Below are 20,479 nucleotides of genomic sequence, written 5' to 3'. Positions count from 1 at the left end.
CCGTGCAGCAGCCGTCCCGCCAGCCGGCCGGCCCAGGCCGCGCGGCCGATCCGTCGTGAAAGGAGCCCCATGACCTCGACCCCGCCCCCCACGTTCCCCGCCGGCGCCAAGCGCCCCGACCTGGCCAGCCTGACCGCCTACGAGGCCGCGCGCGAGCTGGCCGCCGGCGAAATCAGCAGCGAAGCGCTGACCGCCGCCTACCTGGCCCGCATCGCGGCGCATCCGGAACTCAACGCCTTCATCACGGTGGACGCCGACGGCGCGCTGGCGCGGGCGCGCGCCTGGGACGCGGCGCGCGCCGCGGGCGCGGCCGCGCAGCCGCTGGGCGGCGTGCCCGTCGCCATCAAGGACAACATCCACGTGGCCGGCCTGCCCAATACCGCCGGCACGCCGGCGCTGCGGCAATTCGTGCCGCGCGAGCACGCGCCGGTGGTGCAGCGCCTGGTCCAGGCCGGCGCCATCATCCTGGGCAAGACCAATATGCACGAGCTGGCCTACGGCGTCAGCGGGTACAACACCGCGTTCCATGGCGAGCGCACCGTCGGCGTGCGCAATGCCTACGACACGGCCCGCATCGCCGGCGGTTCCTCGGCGGGCAGCGGCGCGGCCGTGGGCGCACGCCTGGCGCCCGCGGCGCTGGGCACCGACACCGGCGCCTCGATCCGCCTGCCGGCCGCGCTCAATGGCGGCGTGGGGCTGCGGCCCACGGTGGGCCGCTACGATGGGGCCGGCATCACGCCGATCTCGCATACCCGCGACACCCCCGGCCCCATGGCCAACAGCATGACCGACGTCATGCTGCTGGACGCGGTGATCACCGGCGAGCCGGCGCCGGCGCCGATCCCGGCGACCCGCATCCGCCTGGGCCTGCCGGCCTGGTTCTGGAGCAACCTGGATCCCGCCATCGAAACCGTGGCGCGCGCCGCGCTGGGCAAGCTGCGCGCCGCCGGCGTCGACCTGGTCGAACTCGACATGCCCGGGCTCAAGGAGCAGAACCAGGAGATCAGCTTCGTGCTGGCCCTGTACGAACAGAAAACGGACCTGGCCGGCTATCTGCGGCGCTACGAGGCCGGGCTGGATTTCGACGGCGTGGTGGCGCAGATCTCCAGCCCCGACGTGCGCGCCATTTTCACCGACATGATCGCGCCGCTGCGGCTGCCCGGCCCCGACGGCGCCGGCTTCGACCTGGAGCCCTTGTACCGCGAGGCCATCGCCACCGGACGGCCGGCGCTGATCGACATCTACCGCGACGCCTTCGCGCGCCATCGCATCGACGCGCTGCTGTTTCCCACCGTGCCGGTGGGCGCGCCCCTGGCCGGCCCCGAAGCCAGCTCGCTGGAGAACTTCGCCAGGCTGGCGCGCAACGCCGACCCTGGCAGCAATGCCGGCCTGCCCGGCCTGAGCCTGCCCGCCGGGCTGGACGCGCACGGCCTGCCGGTGGGCCTGGAGCTGGACGGCCTGCCCGGCGAAGACCGCAAGGTGCTGGCCATCGGCCTGATGCTGGAAACCATCCTGGGCCGGCTCCCGCCGCCCGCCATCGCGGCGGCCTGAGACGCGGCCGCCCGCCCGAGGCGGCCAGCGGACACCCGGCACGGGGCGATCGCGGCGCATTGCATCGCGACGCTTGCCGGCGCGCGCCACGGCGCTTTAAGGTGGAAAGACCCCACCCACCGGAGCCGCGCCATGGCCCGCCTCACCCGCATCGTTCCCTGCCTGTGGTTCGACCACCAGGCCGAGGAAGCCGCCCGCTACTACGCGGACATATTCGACAACTCGCGCGTCGGCGCGATCAGCCACTACGGCGAAGCCGGCCAGGAGGTGCACGGACGCGCACCCGGCTCGGTCATGACGGTGCAGTTCGAACTGGACGGCACTCCCTTCACGGCCCTGAACGGCGGCCCGGTGTTCCAGTTCAGCCCGGCGATTTCGCTGCAGGTCAGCTGCGCCACCCAGGAAGAGATCGACCATTACTGGGAACGGCTGGGCGCCGGCGGCGATCCGCGGGCGCAACAGTGCGGCTGGCTGGCCGACCGCTACGGCCTGTCGTGGCAGATCGTGCCCGCCATGGTGGCCGAGTGGATGACCGGCGATCCCGCCGGCGCGCAGCGCGCCATGACGGCGCTGCTGGGCATGAAGAAGCTGGACATCGCGGCCCTGCGGCGCGCCTACGACGGCGCCTGAGCGGGCGCCGCGCTCAGGCCATGCGGCCTTCCTCCACCGCGTGGCAGGCGACCACGGCCAGCCCGTGGCCAAGCGCCCGCGGCGCCTCGCTCTTGCAGCGCGCATTCGCATGCGGGCAGCGCGGATGGAACGCGCAGCCGGTCGGGGGGTTGAGCGGATTGGGGACCTCGCCGGCCACCGCGGTGCGCGGCCGCCCGGCGCCGTTCAGATCGGGAATCGCCTCCAGCAGCATGCGGGTGTAGGGATGCCGCGGCTGCGCGAACAGGTCGTCGCGCGGGGCCACCTCGACCAGCTTGCCCAGGTACATCACGCCCACGCGGTCGGCCACATGGCGCACCACCGCCAGATTGTGCGAGATGAACAGATAGGTCAGGCCCAGTTCGCGCTGCAGGTCCTTCATCAGGTTCAGCACCTGGGCCTGCACCGACACGTCCAGCGCCGAGGTCGGCTCGTCGCACACCAGGAACTGCGGCCGCGCCGCCAGGGCGCGCGCGATCGAGATGCGCTGGCGCTGGCCGCCCGAGAACTGGTGCGGGTAGCGGTGCTGGTCGGCCGGGTCGAGCCCGACCTGGCGCAGCAGCTCGCCGACCCGCTCCTGGCGCTGCTGCGGCGCCATGCTGGCATGCGTGAGCAGCGGTTCGGCGATGATGCGCCCGACCCGCCAGCGCGGATTGAGGCTGGCATAGGGGTCCTGGAAAATCATCTGCAGGCGGCTGCGCAACTGCTTGCCTTGCGGCGTGGCCAGCGCCGACAGCGGCTGGCCATCGAACTGTATCGCACCGCGCGTCAGGCCATACAGGCCCACCAGCATGCGCGCCACGGTAGATTTGCCGCAGCCCGACTCGCCCACCAGCGCCAGGGTCTCGCCGCGCGCGATCTCGAAACTCACCCCGTCGACCGCGCGCAGCATCTGGCGCGGCTTGCGCGCCAGGACGCGCTCGAGCCATGGCGCCGACACGTCGAACCAGCGCGCGGCGTCCTGTACCTGTACCAGCGGCGCGTTCATGCCGCCTCCCGCGCATCGTGCAGCCAGCAGGCCGCCCGCGAGGCGCCCGCGGCCATCAGCTCGGGGCGTTCGCTGCCGCAGCGCGGCAGCCGGACCTTGCAGCGCGGGTTGAAGGCGCAGCCTGGCGGAATGGCGTTCAGGCGCGGCATGCTGCCGTCGATCTGCACCAGCCGCTCGGCATGGCCATCGAGCGCCGGGATCGATCCCATCAGGCCTTCGGTATAGGGATGACGGGGGCGGTGGATGACATCGCCGACCGGCCCGATCTCGGCCAGCCGCCCGGCGTACATGACCGCCACGCGGTCGGCAGTTTCGGCGATCACGCCCATGTCGTGGGTAATCAGCATGACCGAGGCGCCCTGCTCGCGGCACAGCTTCTTCAGCAATTCGATGATCTGCGCCTGGATGGAGACGTCCAGCGCCGTGGTGGGCTCGTCGGCCACCACCAGCCTGGGTTCGGCCGCCAGCGCCAGCGCGATCACCACGCGCTGGCGCATGCCGCCGGAGAACTGGTGCGGAAAATGATCGATGCGCTCGCGCGCGGCCGGGATGCCGGTGGCCGCCAGCAGTTCGATGGCGCGCTCGCGCGCCTGGCTCCAGGACAGCGGCAGGTGCGTCACGATGGTTTCGGCCAGCTGGCGGCCGACCGTGTACAGCGGATTGAGCGAGGTCAGCGGATCCTGGAACACCGCCCCGATCTCGCGCCCGCGCACGCGCCGCATCTGGTCTTCGCGCAGGTTGTCGATGCGCCGCCCGCCCAGCAGGATCCGGCCCGCGCTGATGCGCCCGGGCGGCTCGAGCAGGCCGATGATGGCGGCGCCGGTCAACGACTTGCCCGCGCCGGACTCGCCCACCACGCCCAGCACTTCGCCCGGCGCGATCGTGAACGACACGTCGTCCAGCGCCTTGAGGGTGCCGCGGCGGGTCGGGAATTCGACCGACAGGTTCTTCACTTCCAGCAATGCGCTCATGGTCGCCTCAATTCAGCCGGGGGTTGAGCGCATCGCGCAGCCAGTCGCCCACCAGGTTGACCGACAGCACCAGCAGCACCAGGGCGGCGCCCGGGAAAATGGTGATCCACCACTCCCCGGAAAACAGGAAGTCGTTGCCGATGCGGATCAGCGTGCCCAGCGAGGGCGCGGTGGGCGGCACGCCCACGCCCAGGAACGACAGCGTCGCCTCCGTGATGATCGCGGTGGCCAGATGCACCGTGGCCAGCACCAGGACCGGACCCATGACGTTGGGCAGGACGTGGCGGAACATGATGACCGGCGAGGCCACGCCGATGACGCGGGCCGCCTGCACGTACTCGCGGTTCTTCTCCACCAGGGTGGAGCCGCGCACGGTGCGGGCATACTGCGGCCAGCCGGCCAGGGCGATGGCGCCGATCAGCACCGGGAACGCGATCACTTCGTGCAGCTCGCGCGGCACGGCGGCGCGCGCCACGCCGTCGATGAGCAGGGCGATCAGGATGGCGGGAAACGACAGCTGCACATCGGCCACGCGCATGATCAGCGCGTCCAGCCGGCCGCCCACGTAACCCGAGACCAGGCCCAGCACCACGCCGATCAGCATGGACAGCGCCACCGAGGCCAGCCCGATCAGCAGCGACACGCGGGTGCCGTACAGGATGGCCGAGTACAGGTCGCGGCCCTGGCTGTCGGTGCCCAGCAGGTACTGGGGCTGGCCGTTGTCGGACCATACCGGCGGCAGCAGCGCATCGAGCAGCTCGACCGTGGTCAGGTCGAAGGGATTGTGCGGCGCCACCCAGCGCGCGCCGAACGCGCTGACCAGCAGCAGCGCGAGCACCAGGGTGGCGACCATGGCCACCGGACTGTGGCGCCACGACCAGGCCAGGTCGCTATCCCACCAGCGTTTGAGTGCGGCGCGCATCAGTGGCCTCCGTTGCGTGACAGCCCCGAACGCAGGCGCGGGTCGACGACGAAATACAGCAGATCGACGATCAGGTTGATCACCACGAACACCAGGGCGATCAGGCACAGATAGGCCGCCATCACGGGCACGTCGGCGAACTGCACCGCCTGGATGAACAGCAGCCCCATGCCGGGCCACTGGAACACGGTCTCGGTGACGATGGCGAACGCGATGATGCCGCCCAGCTGCAGGCCGGTGATGGTGATGACGGGCACCATGGTGTTCTTCAGCGCGTGGCCGAAATGGATGGCGCGCTGGCGCAGGCCGCGCGCGCGGGCGAACTTGATGTAGTCCGAGCGCAGCACTTCCAGCATTTCGGAACGCACCAGCCGCAGCACCAGCGTCATCTGGAACAGCGACAGCGTGATCGAGGGCAGGATCAAGTGCTTCCATCCCGTGGCGGTGAACAGCCCCGAGGTCCACCAGCCGAAGCTGACGGTATCGCCGCGGCCGTAGCTGGGCAGCCAGCCCAGCTGCACCGAAAACACCAGGATCAGCAGGATGCCGATCAGGAAGGTGGGCAGGGATACCCCCAGCAGGGATCCGGCCAGCACCAGTTGCGCCAGCAGGCCATGGCGGCGCAGCGCCGTGTACACGCCCAGCGGCAGGCCGACGACCAGCGCGAGAATCGCCGCCACCAGCGACAGCTCCAGCGTGGCGGGCAGCCGGGCCTGGATCAGGCTGGAGACCTTCTCGCTCTGGCGCAGCGAAATGCCGAAATCGCCCTGCATGGCGTTGCCGACGAAACGGGCGAACTGGACCGGCGGCGCATCGTCCAGCCCGAGGCGCTCGCGCAGCTCGACCCGCTCGGCGTCGGTAGCGTCCTGCCCCAGCATGATGGTGACGGGATCGCCGACGTACTGGAAAAGCACGAAAGCCAGCAGGGCGACGGTGAGCATGACCGCCGCGGCCTGCAGGATGCGGCGCAGAATGAATGCAAGCATGGCAACTCGATACGGAGCGCGACGCCGGCGCGGCCATGCCGGGCGGCGTCGCGGAACGTCCCTCGCGGGCCTCAGTCGATACGCACCCAGTCGGCCGACAGGCGGTTATCGGCCCGATGGATCACCGTCACGTTCTTGCGCATGGCCCAGGGAATGACCTGGTCGTGCAGCGGGATATGGCCGAACTCCTGGGCATGGATCTCGAGCGCGCGGACGATGTCGGCGTCGCGCTTGGCCGGGTCGGTCTCGGTCTTGATGCGGTCGATGATCGCGTCGGCTTCCTTGTTGCTGTAGTCGCCCAGGTTGTACATGCCGTCGGCGCCCTCGCCCTTGGTGCGCACCAGGTTCTGCAGCGTATACATGGCGTCGAAAGTCGGCACGCCCCAGCCGAACAGGAAGGCGCTGGTGTCGCGCGACTGCACCTTGGGGAAATAGGTGGCGCGCGGCATGGCGTTCAGCGAGGCCTTCACGCCCACCTTGGCCCACATGCCCACCACGGCCTGACAGATCGCCTCGTCGTTGATGTAGCGGTTGTTGGGGCAATCCAGCGTGAAGCTGAGCGTGCCGTCATAGCCGGCTTCCTTGAGCAGCGCGCGCGACTTCTCGGGGTCGTAGGGCACGCGCTTGTGCAGGGCCTCGGTCCAGCCATGCACCTGCGGCGCGATCATGGTGCCGGTCGGCGCCGACAGTCCGCGCATGACCGCGCGCTTGATCGCCTCGACATCGATGGCGCGGTACAGCGCCTCGCGCACGCGCACGTCGGCGAACGGGTTCTTGCCCTTGACGCTGGAATACAGCAACTCCGGACGCTTCTGGTCGAAGCCGAGGTAGATGGTGCGGTACTCGTTGCCCTCCACCACCTTGGCCTGCTGGCGCAGGCGCTCCAGGTCCTGCGCGGCCGGATCGAGCACGAAGTCGATCTCGCCGGACAGCAGCGCGGCGGTGCGGGTGGCGTTCTGCTTGATCGGGGTGAACACCACTTCCGTGACATTGCCGATCTTCTTGTCCTTGTTCCACCATTCGGTGTTCTCGACGAACACCGTGCGCACGTCCACCTCGCGCGACTTCAGCTTGTAGGCGCCGGTGCCGTTGGTGTTGCGCGCCGCATAGGTTTCTTCCTTGTTGACGAAGTCCTGCGGCTTGGCGACGTTGTGCTTCTCGGACCAGGCCTTGTTCATGATGAACACGTTGGGCAGCTGCCGCAGCAGCACCGGATTGGGCGCGCTGGTCTCGATCTCGATGGTGTGGTCGTCGATCTTGCGCGCTTCCTTGATGCCCGTGGTGTACGCCTTGTAGTTCGAGGTGGGCGCCATGGCGCGATGGATCGAGAACACCGCATCGTCGGCGGTGAACGGCGCGCCGTCATGGAACTTCACGCCCTCGCGCAACTTGAACCGGTACAGCGTGGGCGAGACCTGGGTCCATTCGGTGGCCAGGGCCGGCACCACCTTGAAATCCTTGTCATAGGCCACCAGCGGCTCGTACACATAGCTGTTGGCGGCAATCGTCATGCCTTCGTTCTGCGAATGCGGGTCGAACGTGAGGATGTCGCCCTGCGAAGCCCAGCGGAAGGTTTTCGCCTGCCCGATCGACGGCAAGGCGCAAGCGGCGGCGATCGCGATAGCAATCATGGTGCGGCGCATGGTTAGCTCCTGACAGATATCTGAATGACCGCCGGATATTGCCGTAGCGCCGCTTTGCGCGTCAATTAGGGGTTTGTGCCGATACAGGCGGCCCCCGCCCGCGCAGACAGGCGCCGGCGCTCAGGCCACGCCGCGGCGGCGATCCCGGCGATACAGCAGGTAGCCCAGCGGCCACATCAGCAGGACCAGCAGCCGCGCGGACGGCTGGGTGAGCCGGTATGCCTGCACCGCAGTGGGCAGGCCGGAGTTGTCCAGGTGCAGGCGAAAGCGCGTGTAGCGCGCCGCCGCCATGATGAATTCCCGCGGCCGGTAGCGAAACCAGTCCAGGTGATGCTGCAGCATGTCCCAGGCCAGCAGGTACAGGCCCTGGATATTGCTGCTCAAGGACACGCCGCCCTGGCTCAGGCCGCCCGGCGTGTCGTGGTACACGCGCACGACCCGGTTGATGAAGCGGCTGAGGTAGCCGGCGCGCGAGATCGCCCACCACACCAGGCTTTCGGGCACGAAGCCGGCCACGTCCTCGGGAAACGGAAAGCGGCGCAGCACATCGGCGCGCATGGCGCCGAACTTCTCGCCCTGCACGCGGTAGCGGAAGTACATGTCCACCGCCGTGCTGTCGAAGACATCCTGCGGGAAACGGTCGCCCACGATGGAACCGTCGGGCCGCGCGCACAGGCCGGTGACCGCGACGTAGGTCTCGCGCCGGTCGGCGGGTATGCCCTCCCAGGCCTCCTTCAGTATGGCCAGGGCATCGGGCGGGATCTCGTCGTCGCTGTCCAGCCCCACCACCAGCATGCCGCGCGCTTCGCGCACGCCGCGGTTGAAGGCGGTTTTCTTGTGCTGGTTGTGCTGCCACACATAGCGGATGGGGAAATCCGCCTGCGCCTGCCAGGCCCGCACCACCTCGTGCGTGTTGTCGGTGGAACCATCGTCGACGACGACCCATTCGAAATCCCGACAGGTCTGGCGCTGCAGTGACTGGAACACTCGGTGCAAGGTGGCAGCCCGGTTATATGTGGGCGTCAGCACCGTGAATTGGTATTGCGAATCGATCATGCTCGTTTAGCCGGTACGCAACGGACGAGTCGGTTATGGGGTGGTGCGAGAGTTGCAGTGTATGAGATAAGCCTCGCAGGTACACGCGCACGTCCTCTCATTTTGCAATTGAATATGTCATCTGTTGGCATATTCTTACCTGACTCGTAGGACGCGGTACACTCGCGCCGTACCTGTCCGACCCGTCATGCAAGCGCAAACCGTCCAGCTCAACGATATCGCCCTGTTCGTCGAAGTCGCCAAGCGCAAGAGCTTCAGCCTGGCCGCCCGCGCGCTGGACATGCCGACGTCCACGCTGTCACGGCGCATCAATCAGCTGGAAAAGGCCATCGGCCTGCGGTTGATCAACCGCAATACCCGGCGCCTGGAGCTGACCGACGCCGGCATGGTCTATCTGCAACGCTGCCAGGGCCTGATCGACGAAACGCGGCTGGCGCGCGAACAGCTGGAATCGCTGACGGGCCGCCCCAAGGGCCGGCTGAATATATCCATGCCGTACAGCCTGGCGATCTGGCTGCTGCCGACCTCGCTGAGCGCATTCCTGGACAGCTACCCCGAGATCGATTGCGAATTCGATCTCAACCTGAATGCCAGCGCGACCTCGCAGGGCGCGCCCTTCGACGTCATCCTGCGCTTCGGGCGCGACAGCGGCGACGACGAAGCGCCGGATCCCAATACCGTGGTCGACGAAATCATTTCGCTCGACAGCTACCTGTACGCGTCGGAAGACTATCTGGCTCGCCACGGCGAGCCGCGCGACCCCGCCGACCTGGGCCGCCACGAATGCCTGCGCACCGCCATCGACCCGGAGCATTCGCACTGGACGCTGCACAATGGCGAGCGCACCGAGCGCGTCGAGGTAAGCGGCCACGTGGCGGGCAACAACATCAGCGTGGTGGGCACGCTGGCCGGGCTGGGACTGGGCATCACGCGCCTGCCCCATTGCCAGGCGCTCGATCCGGTGATCGAACGCAACTCGCTGCGCCGCGTGCTGCCCCAGTGGCGGGTGCAGCCGATCTCCATCTACGCGGTGTACCCGTCGCCGATCCTGCCGGGCCGCACGCGCGTCTTCATGGATTTCGTGCGACCGATGCTCGGGCCGGCGCCGACCGGCCCGCAACCGCGCGCCTGATCCCGGCCCACCCCGCTCCACGCCTCGCGCGTGGCGCCGCGCATGAAAAAAGCCGCCGGCAAGGGCCGGCGGCTTTTTACCTGCAAGCAACGCAACTTACACGCGCTTGATCTTTTCCAGCATCTTGAAAACGCCCTTGGGCGACTTCACGAAAAGACGCTTGAAAGCCTTGCCCAGGCAACGGCGTTCCAGGGTGTTGCGACGCACGCGTTTGCGTTCGGCCATGATGATCTCCAGTGGGGTGGCCGCCGCGCCCGCGCCTGCCATTGCAGGCGCGAAAAGGCGACGGCGAAAATCTGAATAACTCGGCATTCTAGCCTGAAACAGGCTGGACCGCCAAGCCGCCCCGCTTACCCGCTAGCCCGCTCCAGCAGGGCGCGCACCGCTTCCGGGCGCGGCAGCGGACCCACCGCGCCGTATCCGGTGGTCGACAGCGCGGCCGCGGCATTGGCGTAGCGCACGGCCGGCTCCCAATCGTCGCCGGCGCAGCGGCGCGCCAGCAGGCTGCCGGCGAAGCAATCGCCGGCGCCGGTGGCGTCCACGGCCCGCACCGCCAGGCCGGGCACCGCCTGGCGCCGCGCGCCGTCGTCGATCAGCGCGCCGTGCCGGCCCAGTTTCAGCACCACCGTGCCGGGCGCGCCGGCGGCGCGGATCCAGTCCAGCGTGCGCTGGGGGTCTTCATGGCCCGTCAGGTGGCGCATGTCGTCCAGGCTGGGCAGGAACAGGTCGGCCTGGCGCATGGCCTCGCTCAGGATGGCGCGGGCCCGCGCCGCCGGCCACAGGCGCAGGCGCAGGTTGGAGTCCAGGCTGACCCGCGCGCCGCAGGCGCGCGCGCGCCCGATGGCCGCCAGCACGGTGTCGCAGGCCGAACTGCTGATGGCCAGGCTGACGCCGGACACATGCAGCACGCGGGCGCGCTCGACCAGCCCGCAGTCCAGGTCGGCGGGCTGCATGCGGCTGGCGGCCGAATCGCGCCGCAGATAGCTGAATACGTGGCCGTCCGCCCCGTGCTGCACGAAGTACACGCCGGTGTGGGCCTGCGGGTCCACCCGCACGCCGTCGGTGGCCACGCCCTCGGCGCGCCACAAGTCCATCAGCTGCTCGCCGAACGGGTCGGCGCCGATCCGCGTCAGGTAGGCGCAGCGCGCGCCCTGGCGCGCCGCGGCGATGATCGCGTTGGAAGTATCGCCGCCCACGCCCTGGAGATAGCCGGGTTCGCCCGGACGGGTCTGGTTGAATTCGATCAGGGGCTCGCCCAGGCCGACGATGTCGAAGTCAACCATGGGCCGACTCCAGCGTGCGGGCGACCTGCCGCGTCAGCGCGGCGGTATCGCGCGCGGCGAACGCGGCCGGGTCGTACAGATTGGCGCCGATGCCGACGATGGCCGCGCCGGCCGCGAAGTATTCGTGCATGTTCTGCGCCGTGACGCCGCCGGTGGGGCACAACGGCGTATCGGGAAAGACCGACCGCAAGGCGGCCAGATGGCGCGGGCCGCCGGTATCGGCCGGGAAGATCTTCACCACGTCGGCGCCCGCCGCGCGCGCCTGCATGGCCTCGGATGGGGTGAACGCGCCCAGCAGGCAGAGGGCGCCGGCGGCATGGGCCTGCTCGGCGATGCCGGCCGTCAGCCCCGGCGATACGAGAAAATCCGCGCCCGCGGTCAAGGCTTCGTGGGCCTGCGACGTGTCGAGCACGGTGCCCACCCCCAGCAGCAGCTGCGCGCCATGCTTGTCGCGCAGCGCGCGCAGCAGGTCGGTCACGCCGGGGATGGTCCAGGTCAGCTCCAGCGTGCGGCAGCCGGCGTTGACCGCCACCTCGGCGGCATAGGCGGCGGTGGCCGCGTCGCGATAGCGCAGCACCGGTACGACGCGGCTGGCCAGCAGGGTGGCGAGTCTGGCTTGTTGGGTCATGGAGTCTCCTCAGGATGCGGCGCCGGCCGCGGCCGGCCCGGCGCCTGTCAGTTGCCGCACGGCGGCGGCGCGCAATTCCAGCAGCGGCGCGATGCATGCGGCGGGGTCGGCCTGGCCCACCCGCACCGTGCTGACGCTGACGCCCGCCAGCGCGCGTCCGTCCGGCCCGGCCAGCGCCACGCCGTAGCACACGATGCCGGCCTCGTTTTCCTCGTTGTCGATGGCATAGCCGCGTGCGCGCACGATATCCAGTTCGGCGCGCAGGGCGGATTCGCTGGTCAGGGTGTTGGGCATGAGGGCCGGCAGCGGCAAGCCGGCCAGCGCGGCGTCGAGCTCGGCGCCCGGCAGCGAGGCCAGGTACGCCTTGCCGACCGCGCTGGAATGCAGCATCAGCCGCCCGCCTATGCGCGACACCATGCGCACCGGACCGGGCGCTTCCAGCTTTTCTATATAGGTCATGGCCTGGCGATCCGGCACGGCCAGGTGCACGGTGGCGCCGGTCGCGTCGCGCAGGGCGCGCAGCTGCGGCGCCAGCAGCGCACGGATGTCGAAGGCCGCCCAGCTGCGGCTGGCCAGTTCGAGCAGCCGCGGGCCCAGGCCATAGCGGCCCGGCACGGACTCGGCCAGCATGCCCTGTTCGAGCAGCGCCGCCACGATGCGGTGCGTGGTGGCGCGCGGGTAGCCGCTGGCGCGCGCCAGCTCGGCCACGGCGAGCGGATGCGGGGCGTCGGCCACGAGCTGGAGCACATGCATGAACTTGGCGAACGCGGCGGCGCCGGCCACGGCGGTCTGGGACACGGGGTTTCCTTGCAACAGACGCGCAAGGCGTCAGGAAAATCTGCGATACTGGGTATTTATACAGCAACCAAACCAAGATAATGCCCACATTGTGGGCACATTCACCACAATGTAGTTGATTATTCCATATCCCTGGAATCCCAACCAGCCGGGCAGCCTCCTGCCTTGCCGCCGCTTCCCCTCAGGCTACGATTACGCCCCATGAGCTCCCAGATCCGCATCGTTGGCGCCCGCCAGAACAATCTCAAGAACCTCGACCTGACCATCGCCACCGGCGAACTCGTGGTGGTGACCGGGGTATCCGGCTCGGGCAAAAGCTCGCTGGCCTTCGACACCCTGTATGCCGAAGGACAACGCCGCTACGTCGAAACCTTCTCGCCCTACGCGCGCCAGTTCCTCGACCGCATGGACAAGCCGCAGGTCGAGCGCATCGAAGGCATCCTGCCGGCGATCGCCATCGACCAGACCAACCCTGTGCGCAGCTCGCGCAGCACGGTCGGCACCATGACCGAACTCAACGACCACCTGAAGCTGTTGTTCGCGCGCGGGGCGCGGCTGTACTGCCGCGGCTGCGGCAAGCTGGTGCGGCGCGATACGCCCGAGTCGGTCTACCATTCTCTGGCCGAGCGCGCGGCCGCGCTGGGCGATCCGCGCCTGGCGGTGACCTTCCCCATCGCGGTGCCGGCCAATTTCACCGAGGACGAGGTGCGCGGCTTCCTCGACCAGCAGGGCTACACGAGGGTGCACGCCGAGGAGGCCGCCAGCGCCGCCGCGCCCGCGGCCAAGGCGCGCCGGGGCAAAAGCGCCAAGGGCGCCAAGGACGGCGCCGCGCCGGTCGCGCGCCGCATCCTGCACGTGGTGCAGGACCGCTTCCGCTTCGCCGGGGCCGAGCGCGAGCGCGTCATGGAAGCGCTGGATACCGCGCTGCGCATGGGCGCGGGCCATCTGGCGGTGTACGCCATGGGCGACGAGGGCGACGCCGACCAGGCGGTCTGGAAGTACAGCGACCGGCTGCACTGCGCCGACTGCGACATCGAATACACCGATCCGCTGCCCAGCAGCTTTTCGTTCAACTCGCCGCTGGGCGCCTGCGAAGCCTGCCGCGGCTTCGGGCGCGTGATCGGCATCGACATCGGGCTGGTGATTCCCGACGAGAACAAGACCTTGCTGGAAGGCGCGATCAAGCCGTGGCAGACGCCTTCGTTCAAGGAATGCCAGGACGACATGGTCAAGTACGCGCCGCGCGCCGGCATTCCGCTGTCGGTGCCATGGAAAGCCATGACGCCCGAACAGCGCGGCTGGGTGCTGCACGGCGACCCCGACTGGAAAGGCGGCAACCAGGCCTGGAAAACGCAGTGGTATGGCGTGCACAAGTTCTTCGCGTGGCTGGAGAGCAAGGCCTACAAGATGCATGTGCGGGTGCTGCTGTCGAAATACCGCAGCTACACCCCCTGCCCCACCTGCCATGGCGCGCGCCTGAAGCCCGACGCCCTGCTGTGGCGCCTGGGCAGCCGCGCCGAGGCCGATGCGGTGCTGCCGCCGGGCGAAGGCCGCTACCAGCGCTTCATGCCGGCCGGCACCAGCTGGAGCCGGCCGCAGCTCGAGGCGCTGGACGGCCTGTCCGTCCACGACGTGATGCTGCTGCCCATCGAGCGCGTGCGCCGCTTCTTCGACGGCCTGCGCTTCGAGGGCGTGCTGGACGCCGCGGCCGATCTGCTGATGACCGAAGTGCGCGCGCGCCTGAAGTTCCTGTGCGACGTCGGGCTGGGCTACCTCACGCTGGACCGCCAGAGCCGTACGCTGTCGGGCGGCGAAGTGCAGCGCATCAACCTCACCACGGCGCTGGGCACCTCGCTGGTCAATACCCTGTTCGTGCTCGACGAGCCGTCCATCGGCCTGCATCCGCGCGACATGCACCGCGTGGTCGAAGTCATGCACCGCCTGCGCGACGCCGGCAACACGCTGGTGGTGGTCGAGCACGACCCGCAGGTCATGGTGGCCGCCGACCGCATCATCGACGTCGGCCCCGGCCCCGGCGAGCGCGGCGGACGCATCGTGTTCGACGGGTCGCCCGAACAGCTGCGCGCCGCCAATACCCTGACCGGCGACTACCTGGGCGGGCGCCTGCGCGTGGAAGCGCCCCGGCCCATGCCGGTGGCCAGCAATACGCCGCGGCTCATCCTCGAAGGCGCCACCGCGCATAACCTGAACAACGTTTCGATCGAACTGCCGCTGGGCCGGCTGGTCTGCGTCACGGGCGTGTCCGGCTCGGGCAAATCGACGCTGGTGCAGGACGTGCTCTACCCCGCCCTGCTCAAGCAGAAGGGCAAGCCGTCCGAAGCGCCCGGCGCGTTCGACCGCCTGCTGGGCGCCGAGCAAATCGCCGACGTGGTGATGGTGGACCAGACGCCCATCGGCAAGACGGCCCGCTCCAACCCGGCCAGCTACGTCGGCGCGTTCGACGCGATCCGCAAGCTGTACGCCCAGGCGGCGCTGTCCAAGGAGCGCGGCTACACGGCCGGCACCTTCAGCTTCAACAGCGGCGACGGGCGCTGCCCGACCTGCGGCGGCACGGGCTTCGAGCACGTCGAGATGCAGTTCCTGTCCGACGTCTACCTGCGCTGCCCCGATTGCGACGGCAAGCGGTTCCGCCCCGAAGTGCTGGAGGTGCGCGTCGAGCACCTGGGCAAGAGCGCCTCGATCGACCAGGTGCTGGAAATGACGGTCAGCGAGGCGCTGGAATTCTTCAAGGGGCTGCGCGACGTGCAGACCGGCCTGGCGCCGCTGGCCGACGTAGGCCTGGAGTATGTGCGGCTGGGCCAGCCCGTACCGACGCTGTCGGGCGGCGAGGCGCAGCGGCTCAAGCTGGCCGGGCACCTGGCCGAGGCGGCGCGCAGCGGCATCTCCACCGCCAAGGTCGCCAAGAAGGGCAGCCTGTTCCTGTTCGACGAACCCACCACCGGCCTGCACTTCGACGACGTGGCGCGCCTGATGCGCGCCTTCCGCAAGCTGCTGGCCGCCGGCCATACGCTGCTGGTGATCGAACACAACCTGGACGTGATCCGCGCCGCCGACTGGCTGATCGACCTGGGCCCGGAGGGCGGCGACGCCGGCGGCGAGGTGGTGGGCGTGGGCACGCCGCAGGACCTGATGGCCAATGCCCGCTCGCATACCGGCCAGGCGCTGCGCGATTACGAAGGCAGCATCCTGCCCGTGGCGCCGGTCAGCGCGCTGGCCGAGCCGGCCGCCGCCTATGGCGAGGAAGCCGGCACGCCGCTGCAATCGCTGATGCGCCGGCGCCGCCAGGCAGCCCAGTCCATCGAGATCCGCAACGCGCGCGAACACAACCTGAAGAACGTCAACGTCGAGATCCCGCGCGACAAGTTCACGGTCATCACGGGCGTGTCCGGCTCGGGCAAGTCGACCCTGGCCTTCGACATCCTGTTCAACGAAGGCCAGCGGCGCTACCTCGAATCGCTCAACGCCTATGCGCGCGCCATCGTGCAACCAGCGGGCAAGCCCGACGTGGACGCCATCTTCGGCATCCCGCCCACCGTGGCGATCGAGCAGCGCACCAGCCGCGGCGGACGCAAGTCGACCGTGGCCACCATGACGGAAATCCACCATTTCCTGCGCCTGCTTTACGTCAAGCTGGGCACCCAATACTGTCCCGATTGCAAGGTGGCGGTCGAACCGCAGAACGCCGACCAGATCGTGGCGCGCCTGCTGCGCGAGCACAAGGGCCAGCACATCGGCGTGCTGGCGCCGCTGGTGACGGCGCGCAAGGGCTACTACACCGACCTGGCCAAGTGGGCCGGCAGCAAGGGCCACACCCATCTGCGCGTCGATGGCGCCTTCATTCCGGTCAGCCCCTGGCCGCGCCTGGACCGCTACAAGGAGCACACCATCGAATTGCCGGTGGCCGACGTGGTGGTCGACCCCGGCAACGAAGCGGCGCTGCGCGATGCCGTGCGGCAGGCCCTGGAGCATGGGCAGGGCGTGCTGAGCGTCGTGTATCCGCTCGACCGGCTGCGCGAAGGCCTGGACGGCGATCTGCAGCAGCAGCACTTCTCGGTCAAGCGCGCCTGCCCGTCGTGCGGCGTCAGCTTCCCCGAGCCCGATCCGCGCCTGTTCTCGTACAACTCCAAGCACGGCTGGTGCGGCGGGTGCTTCGGCACCGGCCTGCAGCTGCAGGGTTTCGACGCCGAACAGACCGGCGAGGAAACCGCCTGGAACGCCTGGTACGAAGGCGAGGCCAGAACCTGCACGGTATGCCACGGCCAGCGCCTGAACCGCGTGGCGCTGGCCGTGCGCTGGCGCGACCGCTCGATCGCCGAGCTGGCGGCGCTGCCCGTCTCGGACGCCCATACCTTCTTCACCGGCCTGGTCGCGCGCGGCCGCGAAGGCGAGATCGCGCGCGACATCCTGGCGGAAATCCGCGGCCGGCTCAATTTCATGCAGGAGGTGGGGCTGAGCTATCTGGCGCTGGACCGCGCCGCGCCCACGCTCTCGGGCGGCGAGGCGCAGCGCATCCGGCTGGCCGCGCAACTGGGCTCCAACCTGCAGGGCGTGTGCTACGTGCTGGACGAACCCACCATCGGCCTGCACCCGCGCGACAACCGCATCCTGCTCGACGCGCTGGCGCGCCTGGAAGGCAATGGCAACACGCTGGTGGTGGTGGAACATGACGACGACACCATCCGGCGCGCCTCGCACATCATCGATATCGGCCCCGGCGCGGGCATCCGCGGCGGCCGCGTGGTGGCGCAGGGCAGCGCGCAGGACCTGATCGACGCCCCCGAATCGGTGACCGGCCGCTACCTGGCCAAGCCGCTGGCGCACCCGCTCAACGGCCGCCGCGCCGTCGCCGCCGACACGCCCATGATCCGCGTGCATGGCGCGCGCCTGCACAACCTGCGCAGCGTGGACGCCAGCATCCCGATCGGGCGCCTGAGCGTGGTGACCGGCGTGTCGGGCTCGGGCAAATCCACCCTGGCGCGCGAGGTGCTGCTGGACAACCTGGTCCAGGCCGTGTCGCAGGGCAAGGCGCCGGGCTGGAGCGGCTGCGAACGCATCACCGGCTGGGAGGTCATCGACCGCGTGCTCGAGGTCGACCAGACTCCCATCGGCAAGACGCCGCGCTCGTGCCCCGCCACCTATGTCGGGTTCTGGGACGACGTGCGCAAGCAGTTCGCCGATACGCGCGAGGCGCGCATGCGCGGCTGGACCGCGGCGCGCTTCTCGTTCAATACCGGCGACGGCCGCTGCCCGATCTGCGAGGGCCAGGGCATGCGCACCATAGAAATGAGTTTCCTGCCCGATGTGAAGGTGCCCTGCGACGCCTGCAACGGCGCGCGCTTCAGCAGCGACACCCTGAGCGTGCAGATGCGCGGCAAGAACGCCGGCGAGCTGCTGGCTATGGAAGTGGACGACGCCATCGGCTACTTTGCCGCGCATCCGAAAATCCACCGTCCGCTGCAATTGATGCAGGACGTCGGCCTGGGCTACCTGACGCTGGGCCAGCCCTCGCCCACGCTCTCGGGCGGCGAGGCCCAGCGCATCAAACTGGTCACGGAGCTGTCCAAGGCGCGCCTGACCGAAGGCGTCATCACCACCGGGCGCGCCTCGCGCGCGCCGCACACGCTGTACGTGCTGGACGAGCCCACCGTGGGGCTGTCGATGGCCGATGTCGAGAAGCTGATCCACGTGCTGCACCGGCTGGTCGAGGCCGGCAATACCGTGGTGGTGATCGAACACAACCTGGACGTGATCGCCGAAGCCGACTGGCTGCTCGACCTGGGGCCCGAAGGAGGCAGCGGCGGCGGACAACTGGTGGCCGAAGGCTCGCCCGAACACGTGGTAAGTTTGCGCGAGCGTTCGCACACCGGGCGCGTACTCGGTGAGTTCCTGCAGCAGTAGAAGCAATGGAATGTCGTTTTGAAGACCGGCTGGCCGGACGCGCCCTGCGCCTGGCCGGCGACCCGATCCGCATCGAGGCGCGCAGCGCCGACGCGGTGGCGCCCGCCCTGCGGGAAATCGAGCGGGCGCGCGCCGGCGGCCGCTGGATCGCGCTGCTGCTCGACTACGAACTGGGCGAATGGCTGCTGCCGGAGGCCTTGCGGGCGCCTGCGTCCGGCGCGGCGCCCGCCCCCCGCGAGGACGGCCGGGCGCGCCTGACCGCGCTGGCCTTCGAGCGCGCCGACGTCGAAGCGCCCTGGGCCGCGCCCGCCACGCCGGCGGCGCGCATCGCCTCGGTCGCGCCGCGCATGGCGCACGACGATTATCTGCGCGCGGTCGACGCCATCCGCGGCCTGATTGCCGCGGGCGAGCTGTACCAGCTCAACTACACCCAGCCGCTGGACGTGCGCGTCGAGGGCGATCCGCGCCTGCTGTACCGTCAGATCGCGGCGCGCCATCCCGTCGGGCACGGCGCCTACATCGAGGACGGCGAACGCACCATTCTGTCGTTCTCCCCGGAGCTGTTCGTAGCGCGCCAGGGCGAACGCCTGGTGACGCGCCCCATGAAGGGCACGGCGCCGCGGCACGCCGACCCCGCCGAAGACGCGCGGCTTGGACGCGAGCTGCTGGCCAGCGACAAGAACCGCGCCGAGAACCTCATGATCGTCGACCTGCTGCGCAACGACCTGGGCCGCCTGGCCACGCCGGGCTCGGTCAAGGTCGATGCCCTGTTCTCGCTGGAACGCTACCCCACCGTATGGACCATGACCTCGACCGTCTCGGCCCATGCGCCGCAAGCCGGCCTGGCCGACGTGCTGCGCGCGCTGTTTCCCTGCGGCTCGATCACCGGCGCGCCCAAGATCGCCGCGATGCGGCGCATCCGCCAGATGGAGGCGGCGCCGCGCGGGTTGTATTGCGGCAGTGTCGGCTGGCTGGCGCCCGATGGCGATTTCTCGCTGAACGTAGCGATCCGCACGCTGGTGCTGGATAGCGCCGGCCACGGCGTGTACGGCGTGGGCGGCGGTATCGTGCACGACTCGGACGCCGCGCAGGAATGGCAGGAGTGCCATTGGAAAGCGCGCATTCTGGGCTGACGCCGGCGCGCCGCTTGGCCTACACTAGCCGAGGCACCGCGCCGCAAGGAACCGCATGCAACCCGAGCTCATCGAAACCATCCTGGTCACGGCCGACCGCCAGCTTCCGCTGCTGGGGCGCCACCTCGCGCGGCTGCTGACCTCCTGCCAGGCATTGCGGTATCGCTGCGACGAGCCGGCCGTCGAATCCGCCATCATGGCCGCCGTGCGCGGCCTGCACGCCCCGGGCCCGCACCGGCTGCGCCTGCTGCTGGCGCGCGACGGCAGCCACGACATCCAGACCGCGCCGCTGGCGCCGCTGCCGCCCGACCTGGAAGTCATGCTGGCGCCCGAGGCGCTCGATGCCGACGAGCCGCTGCTGCGCTACAAGACGACTTACCGTCCCTGGTACGCCCACACCATCGAATGGCTGCCCGCCCATCCGCGGGTATTCGACCTGCTGTACCTGAACCAGCGCGGCGAACTGTGCGAAGGCAGCCGCAGCAACGTCTACCTCGAACTGGACGGACGCTGGTACACCCCGCCCGTCGCCAGCGGCTGCCTGCCCGGCGTGCAGCGCGCCGAACTCATCGACCAGGGCAAAGTCCAGGAACGCACCCTGACCATGTCGGACCTGCGCAGCGCCGCGGGCATCCGCCTGTCCAACGCCCTGCGCGGATGGATAGAGGTGAAATACCATTAACCCGGAGCCTGTCCCCGCAGGGGGACTGGCTCCGGCAAACTCCTCCGGTGCCTGTCCCAGCAAGGAGGCTGGCTCCGGCAAACTCCTCCGGTGCCTGTCCCCGCGGGACAGGCACCCCGCCCTGCGCCATGCGCACTTG

The 20,479-nt window shown here is 69.5% G+C and carries 16 protein-coding genes; 7 read left to right on the top strand and 9 right to left on the bottom strand.

What is annotated here, in order from left to right; genetic code table 11:
* Positions 1-69 precede the first annotated feature (69 nt).
* A complete protein-coding gene (iaaH, locus tag CAL11_RS04795) occupies positions 70-1,551 on the top strand; it encodes an indoleacetamide hydrolase (RefSeq protein WP_086092306.1) in 1,482 nt (493 codons plus the stop codon).
* 132 nt (positions 1,552-1,683) lie between these two features.
* Positions 1,684-2,181 (top strand): VOC family protein, encoded by a 498-nt coding sequence (locus CAL11_RS04790; protein ID WP_086092305.1) that lies wholly within the window; start codon positions 1,684-1,686, stop codon positions 2,179-2,181.
* A gap of 13 nt (positions 2,182-2,194) precedes the next feature.
* On the opposite strand, the gene CAL11_RS04785 is transcribed toward CAL11_RS04790, so the two are convergent.
* The 6 genes from CAL11_RS04785 to CAL11_RS04760 form a co-directional block, all read right to left on the bottom strand.
* Positions 2,195-3,187 carry an ABC transporter ATP-binding protein gene (locus CAL11_RS04785; protein ID WP_086092304.1) on the bottom strand — a complete coding sequence of 331 codons (993 nt, stop codon included), beginning with the start codon at positions 3,185-3,187 and terminating at the stop codon, positions 2,195-2,197.
* The gene (locus tag CAL11_RS04780; protein ID WP_015065036.1) at positions 3,184-4,158 is read right to left on the bottom strand and encodes an ABC transporter ATP-binding protein; all 975 of its coding nucleotides are present in this window, start codon (positions 4,156-4,158) and stop codon (positions 3,184-3,186) included. Before CAL11_RS04780 ends, CAL11_RS04785 begins: the two co-directional genes overlap by 4 nt.
* Positions 4,159-4,165: 7 nt before the next feature.
* Entirely contained in the window at positions 4,166-5,080 is a 915-nt protein-coding gene (locus tag CAL11_RS04775) for an ABC transporter permease (protein WP_086092303.1), read from the bottom strand.
* A complete protein-coding gene (locus CAL11_RS04770) occupies positions 5,080-6,066 on the bottom strand; it encodes an ABC transporter permease (protein WP_015065034.1) in 987 nt (328 codons plus the stop codon). The genes CAL11_RS04775 and CAL11_RS04770 overlap by 1 nt, the downstream gene beginning before the upstream one ends.
* Before the next feature lie 71 nt (positions 6,067-6,137).
* The gene (locus tag CAL11_RS04765) at positions 6,138-7,709 is read right to left on the bottom strand and encodes an ABC transporter substrate-binding protein (protein WP_086092302.1); all 1,572 of its coding nucleotides are present in this window, start codon (positions 7,707-7,709) and stop codon (positions 6,138-6,140) included.
* A gap of 120 nt (positions 7,710-7,829) precedes the next feature.
* A complete protein-coding gene (locus tag CAL11_RS04760) occupies positions 7,830-8,765 on the bottom strand; it encodes a glycosyltransferase family 2 protein (protein ID WP_015065032.1) in 936 nt (311 codons plus the stop codon).
* Between the two features lie 187 nt (positions 8,766-8,952).
* Here CAL11_RS04760 and CAL11_RS04755 point away from each other — a divergent pair, with 187 nt between their 5' ends.
* Positions 8,953-9,897, top strand: a complete 945-nt coding sequence (locus CAL11_RS04755; protein WP_033461274.1) for a LysR family transcriptional regulator — start codon at positions 8,953-8,955, stop codon at positions 9,895-9,897.
* Positions 9,898-9,939: 42 nt separating this feature from the next.
* Entirely contained in the window at positions 9,940-10,197 is a 258-nt protein-coding gene (locus tag CAL11_RS24460) for a hypothetical protein (protein WP_167382413.1), read from the top strand.
* Between the two features lie 50 nt (positions 10,198-10,247).
* Here CAL11_RS24460 and CAL11_RS04745 read toward each other — a convergent pair whose 3' ends face one another.
* The 3 genes from CAL11_RS04745 to CAL11_RS04735 are packed head-to-tail and all read right to left on the bottom strand — an operon-like array spanning position 10,248 to position 12,606.
* The gene (locus tag CAL11_RS04745; protein ID WP_086092301.1) at positions 10,248-11,180 is read right to left on the bottom strand and encodes a sugar kinase; all 933 of its coding nucleotides are present in this window, start codon (positions 11,178-11,180) and stop codon (positions 10,248-10,250) included.
* On the bottom strand, positions 11,173-11,808 hold the full coding sequence (locus CAL11_RS04740; protein WP_068926997.1) for a bifunctional 4-hydroxy-2-oxoglutarate aldolase/2-dehydro-3-deoxy-phosphogluconate aldolase: 636 nt from the start codon (positions 11,806-11,808) through the stop codon (positions 11,173-11,175). The genes CAL11_RS04745 and CAL11_RS04740 overlap by 8 nt, the downstream gene beginning before the upstream one ends.
* A gap of 9 nt (positions 11,809-11,817) precedes the next feature.
* Entirely contained in the window at positions 11,818-12,606 is a 789-nt protein-coding gene (locus CAL11_RS04735; protein WP_086092300.1) for an IclR family transcriptional regulator, read from the bottom strand.
* A gap of 201 nt (positions 12,607-12,807) precedes the next feature.
* Between CAL11_RS04735 and uvrA the strand changes: the two genes are divergently transcribed.
* The 3 genes from uvrA to CAL11_RS04720 are packed head-to-tail and all read left to right on the top strand — an operon-like array spanning position 12,808 to position 20,340.
* Positions 12,808-18,525 carry an excinuclease ABC subunit UvrA gene (uvrA, locus tag CAL11_RS04730; protein ID WP_086092299.1) on the top strand — a complete coding sequence of 1,906 codons (5,718 nt, stop codon included), beginning with the start codon at positions 12,808-12,810 and terminating at the stop codon, positions 18,523-18,525.
* A 5-nt stretch (positions 18,526-18,530) separates the two neighbouring features.
* Positions 18,531-19,658 (top strand): aminodeoxychorismate synthase component I, encoded by a 1,128-nt coding sequence (locus tag CAL11_RS04725; protein WP_086092298.1) that lies wholly within the window; start codon positions 18,531-18,533, stop codon positions 19,656-19,658.
* A 55-nt stretch (positions 19,659-19,713) separates the two neighbouring features.
* Positions 19,714-20,340 (top strand): aminotransferase class IV family protein, encoded by a 627-nt coding sequence (locus CAL11_RS04720; protein WP_086092297.1) that lies wholly within the window; start codon positions 19,714-19,716, stop codon positions 20,338-20,340.
* Positions 20,341-20,479: the final 139 nt, after the last annotated feature.

The organism is Bordetella genomosp. 6, assembly GCF_002119705.1.
Lineage (GTDB): Bacteria > Pseudomonadota > Gammaproteobacteria > Burkholderiales > Burkholderiaceae_B > Bordetella > Bordetella bronchiseptica_F.
The sequence above is the reverse complement of the archived record's forward strand: the minus strand, read 5'-3'. Positions and strand labels throughout refer to the sequence as shown.